Below are 3,595 nucleotides of genomic sequence, written 5' to 3' on the forward strand. Positions count from 1 at the left end.
CCCGTGCTGCAGTCGGGGAACCGCGGGGGGTCGCCGGGGTCCTGGGGGAGCACCTCGACGCGGCTGAACGCGCCGATGAGCCGCCAGCCGTCCGGGGTCTGCCGCAGCAGGGGCCCGCCCGAGTCGCCGAAGCAGGGGCCGGTGGCGGTCTCCGGGTTCCCGGTGCAGACCTCGGAGTCCGGGTCGATGGGCGCCTGGACGTTCACGCAGCCCGCGGGCGCGCGGACCGCCGAGTCGAGCTGCTGCAGCACCTCGGGCCTGCCTTCGTCGCCGCAGAAGACGCCGACCTGCGTGCATCCCCAGCCGAGGAGCCGCGCCGGAGTGCCGGCGGGCTGCCGGACGTCCAGGGCGACCGGCGCGTTCGCGACCGGCTTATCGAGCCGGACGAGCGCGACGTCGAACCGTGCGGGGCTGCCCTCGGGATGCAGGACGATCCGCTCGGCCAGGCGGGCGCTCCCGCCGCCGTCCAAGCGGAGGCTTCCGATGCGGAGCCGGAGGTCTTCGGGCTGCCTGCCCCTGACGCAGTGGAAGGCGGTGACGACCCAGTCGGCGGTGAGCAGGCTGCCCCCGCAGAAATGCTCCGACTGGACGGTCTGCAGGGACACCATGAACGAGTACGGTTCGGGCGCGTCGGTCCCGCCGATGATCATGGGGGAGACGGTGCCGCCGGGCGATGGCGGACGGGGTTCGGCCGGTGCCGCGAGAGCGGGCGCGGCGAGCGCGGGTGCGGCGAGCGCGGGCGGCGCGGATAAGCCGAGCCAGAGCAGCGCCGCGACCGACGCGATCAGCGTTGAGCGGAGGGTGCGCACGTGCGTGTCCTTCCGGTGCGGGCGGCGCGCGTCCGGAGTCGGGGAGCGGAGGGCGCGCCGCCGGAGATGATCATTACGCACCTTGATCGTGTCACAGCGCGGCGCGTACCGCCTCCCGCTCCAGGTTGTCCAGGATCAGCTCGATCACGATGTCGTGCTGCCGCCGGATCACCAGCGGCCACATCAGCCGGAACATCCCCCCGGTGCGGCCCTTGAGCTCGTGCCGGACGAGCGTGCCGCCGTCCCGCTCGATCAGGGTGAAGCCGTGCCCCTCGCTGAGCTGCTTGCCGGTGTCGAACCAGAGCTTGCGGCCGGGCTCGACCGTCCCGACGCGGTAGCGCAGCGAGGAGTGCTCGACCGGGGCGCCGGGGGCGAGTCCCTCGGGCAGCCGGAAGGTCCCCTTCCCCTCGGGCCACAGGCGGTCGTCCCCGGAGCCGATCGTGGTGAGCACCTCCCAGATCCGCTCGGGCTCGGCGCGGACGAAGCGTTCGTGCATGTTGTAGACCATGATCCGGCCCTCCATACGGTGGCGTATGTTCTCACCGTACGCTGCCGTATGGAAGGGTGGCAATGTGACCCGACTTACTGCCGACGACTGGGCCAGGGCCGCGCTGGACGCCCTGTCCGGCGGGGGCCTCGCCGCGGTCGCGGTGGAGCCGCTCGCCGTCCGGCTGGGCGCGACGAAGGGCAGCTTCTACTGGCACTTCCGCAACCGCCGCGCGCTGCTGGAGGCCGCGCTCGCGCTCTGGGAGCGCGACACCGAGTCCGTGATCGCCGACCTGGACGAGATCGCCGACCCCGCGCGGCGGATGCGGACCCTCCTGCAGAGCGCCCTCTCCGACCCCGTCGACGCCGCGATCTCCTTCCGCCTGATCAGCGAGGCCGACGACCCGGCCGTCGCCGAGGTGGCCCGGCGGGTGAGCGCCCGCCGCCTCGGGTACATGCAGGCGTCGCTGGAGCAGCTCGGCGTCCCGCCCGGCCTTGCCCGCCGCCGCGTCGTCGCCGGGTACGGGATCTACCTCGGGATCGCCGCCCTCCGCAGGATCGGCGCGACGGACGAGCCCGCCGCCTCGTTCATCGACCAGGCAATGACCGAGATGGGCATCCCCGGCGGCCGGGCGGAAGACGCTCAGCCCATGGCCTCCAGGCCGGCGGCCACCGACAGGAGGCGCCGCTCGTCGTAGTGGCGGCCGATGAGCTGCACCCCGGCCGGACGGTCCTCGGGCGCGGTGCCGGGCGGGACGGACACGGCCGGGTGCCCGGTGTGGTTGGCGAGGGACGTCAGCCGGACCATGGCGGCCACGGCGTCCTCGGGACGTCCGTCGAGGTCCACTTCCGTGCGGCCCATCTCGGGCGGGTCGATCGCCATGGTCGGCAGGGCGATGACGTCCACGCCGGACAGGGCCGCGTCCACCTTGGCGCGCAGGACGGGACGGCCGCGCTGCGCGGTCAGGTACTCCTCGGTGGTGACGGTCGCGCCCGCGGAGATCCCGTCCTTCATCGGCGCGTTGTAGCGGTCCTCGGACGCGCCGAACCGGCGCAGGTGGTACGCGGCCATCTCGGCGGACAGCACCGGCCAGTGGACGCCCTTGACCTCCTCCTGGCCGGGCAGCTCGATCCGGAGGACCTCGGCGCCCGCGTCCGCCGCGGCGGCGAGCGCGGTGCGGAACTCCGCGAGCAGGTGCGGGTCGGCGACGCTCAGGTACTCGTCGGACGGGATCCCGATGCGCATCCCGCCGAGCCCGGCCGCCGGGGCGGAGCCGTTGCCCCCGAAGCCGGACCCGAAGCCGGACCCGAAGCCGGGCCCGGAGCCGGGGTTCCCGCCGGCGGCGCCGCTGAGCAGGACGCCGAACATCGCCGCGACGTCCGCCACCGTCCTGCCGATCGGCCCGGCGTGGTCGAGCGACCAGGCCAGCGGGATGATCCCGTCGGTGGGCAGCAGGCCGTAGGTCGGCTTGAGCCCGACGACCGCGCAGCACGCCGCCGGGATCCGGATGCTGCCGCCGGTGTCGGTGCCGATGGCCGCGAAGCACATCCCGGCCCGCACGGCCGCCGCCGAACCGCCGCTGGAGCCGCCCGCCGTCCTGGCCCGGTCGAACGGGTTGCGGGCCGGGCCGAGCGTGGTGAGCGCGAACTCGTCCATGGAGGTCGTGCCGACGATCACCGCGCCGGCCTCCTTCAGCGCGCTGACCAGGGTCGCGTCGCGGTCGGCGTACTGCCCCTCGAGGACGCGGGAGCCCGCGTCCTGCGGCATCCCGGCCATCGCGACCATGCTCTTGACGGCGATCGGCACGCCGTCGAGAGGCCCCCGCGCGGCCCCGGCCGCGAGGCGCCGCGCCGCCTCCTCCGCCTCCTCGCGGGCCCGGCCGGCGCGCAGGTGCGCGAACGCGCGCAGCCCGGCGTCGCCGCCGTCCCGCTCGATCCGGCCGAGCGCGGCCTCGACGGCGTCCACCGGGGTGGCCTCCCCGGCGTCGTACAGGTCGCGCAGCTCGCTGATCGTGCGGCCGTCCTCCGGCGCGAAGGTGGACATCGGGACCTCCTGGATCGTTGTGGTACGGGTCAGCCGGCGTGCCAGACCTGGCGGCCGCCGACCCAGGTGGACAGGACCGGGATCTGCGCCAGTTCGTCCGGCTCGGCGTGCAGCGGGTCCTGGCCGAGCACGGTGAAGTCGGCCAGGCGGCCCACGGTGATCCGGCCCTTGTCGTCCTGGTCGCCGGACGCCGCCGCCGACCCGGCCGTGTAGACCTCCAGCGCCTCGTAGGGGGTGAGCCGCTCGTCCTGGCCGA

The 3,595-nt window shown here is 74.7% G+C and carries 5 protein-coding genes; 1 reads left to right on the forward strand and 4 read right to left on the reverse strand.

Annotated elements, in window-relative coordinates; translation table 11 throughout:
* A partial coding sequence (locus ETD83_RS40520; protein WP_171064722.1) for a S1 family peptidase occupies positions 1–809 on the reverse strand: 809 nt, incomplete at its 3' end.
* A 91-nt stretch (positions 810–900) separates the two neighbouring features.
* Positions 901–1,317 (reverse strand): SRPBCC family protein, encoded by a 417-nt coding sequence (locus tag ETD83_RS40530; RefSeq protein WP_138650557.1) that lies wholly within the window; start codon positions 1,315–1,317, stop codon positions 901–903.
* Between the two features lie 64 nt (positions 1,318–1,381).
* Between ETD83_RS40530 and ETD83_RS40535 the strand changes: the two genes are divergently transcribed.
* A complete protein-coding gene (locus tag ETD83_RS40535) occupies positions 1,382–1,993 on the forward strand; it encodes a TetR/AcrR family transcriptional regulator (protein ID WP_171064723.1) in 612 nt (203 codons plus the stop codon).
* On the opposite strand, the gene ETD83_RS40540 is transcribed toward ETD83_RS40535, so the two are convergent.
* Both ETD83_RS40540 and ETD83_RS40545 read right to left on the reverse strand, forming a co-directional pair.
* The gene (locus tag ETD83_RS40540) at positions 1,939–3,339 is read right to left on the reverse strand and encodes an amidase (protein WP_138650559.1); all 1,401 of its coding nucleotides are present in this window, start codon (positions 3,337–3,339) and stop codon (positions 1,939–1,941) included. The genes ETD83_RS40535 and ETD83_RS40540 overlap by 55 nt on opposite strands.
* Positions 3,340–3,368: 29 nt before the next feature.
* Positions 3,369–3,595 (reverse strand): amidohydrolase family protein (locus tag ETD83_RS40545; protein ID WP_138643394.1); only part of this gene is annotated, 227 nt, incomplete at its 5' end.

The sequence above is a fragment of the Actinomadura soli genome (assembly GCF_005889715.1).
GTDB lineage: Bacteria > Actinomycetota > Actinomycetes > Streptosporangiales > Streptosporangiaceae > Spirillospora > Spirillospora soli.